The sequence below is a fragment of the Fontibacillus forbon genome (assembly GCF_046559655.1).
GTDB lineage: Bacteria > Bacillota > Bacilli > Paenibacillales > Paenibacillaceae > Fontibacillus.
Window position 1 is genome coordinate 1 of sequence record NZ_JBKGFV010000016.1, and the last position, 1,158, is coordinate 1,158.

General features: G+C 44.6%; 2 protein-coding genes. Both read left to right on the forward strand.

Annotation, left to right across the window (positions count from 1 at the left end):
* The first annotated feature begins 74 nt into the window (after nucleotides 1–74).
* Nucleotides 75–365, forward strand: coding sequence for a transposase (locus ACLB09_RS25810; protein ID WP_410772660.1), 291 nt, complete (start codon nucleotides 75–77; stop codon nucleotides 363–365).
* A 5-nt stretch (nucleotides 366–370) separates the two neighbouring features.
* The coding region (locus ACLB09_RS25815; RefSeq protein ID WP_410772661.1) for an IS3 family transposase at nucleotides 371–1,158 on the forward strand (788 nt) is incomplete at its 3' end.

Sequence of the window (1,158 nt, forward strand, 5' to 3'; positions counted from 1 at the left end):
TGGACTTAGACTATTAAGTGGACACACCTCTAATGGAACCTGCTAAACTAAAAGAAATAATGTTGAGGTGTGACATGGGACAAAAACGGAAACATTACACTGAAGAATTTAGACGAAAAACGATTGAGCACTTAGAGCAGACGCACAAAACGCTGACCCAACTGTCAAGAGAGCTGGATATCGGAGTGACAACACTAAGTAATTGGAAGCAGCTCTACGGCAAAAATGCCAAGAAAGACGGTGGAACACAAGCATTGGTGGATTATGAGCGAATGAAGAAGCTCGAGCAGCAAAACCGTGAACTGCAGGAAGAAAATGAAATTTTAAAAAAGGCGATGCACTTCTTCACCAAAGACCGGGACTGATTTATTTGTTTATTCATAAACACCGCTTCCAGTACCGGATCAAGAAGTTGTGCACCGTAATGGGCGTGTCCCGAAGCGGTTATTACAAGTGGAAAGTACGAAAACCCAGCCAGCGGGAAAAACGGAAATCCCGGCTAAAAAGACGAATTCGTATCCACTTCGAAGGATTTAAAAAACGATACGGTAGTCCCAAGATTACGGCAAAGCTTCGGGAAGAAGGCTGGATTATAGCCACCAAAACGGTAAGCCAACTTATGAAAACAATGGGGCTTGTTTCATGTACGGTAAAGAAATACAAAGCAACGACAAACAGTAACCATACACTTCCAGTATATGAGAACGTGCTAAACCGGAGCTTCAAGGTAGCTGCGCCACACCAAGCATGGGTTACAGATATTACCTATATTGCCACAGGGCAAGGCTGGGTTTACCTGGCCACGCTGATGGATCTGTACTCTCGCAAAATCGTCGGTTGGGCCATGAGTGAGCGCATGACACGTGAGCTTACGCTGGCTGCATTGGATGACGCTTATTCTCGCGAAAAGCCTGCGCATGGGCTTATTCATCATTCCGATCGTGGCTCTCAATATGCCTCAGCGCATTACCGTAAACGTCTCGACGAATACGGAATGGTGGGAAGCATGAGCCGCAAAGGAAATTGTTATGATAATGCCTGCATTGAGTCGTTTCACAGCATTTTAAAGAAAGAACTTGTGTACCAAACAAAATTTCATACACGCAAACAAGCCTACGAGGCCATTCAAACCTATATTGAACTGGAGTACAATCGAAT

Coding starts and splice junctions, on each gene's coding strand:
- ACLB09_RS25810 (WP_410772660.1), top strand. CDS start 75: ATGGGACAAAAACGGAAACATTACACTGAAGAATTTAGACGAAAAACG.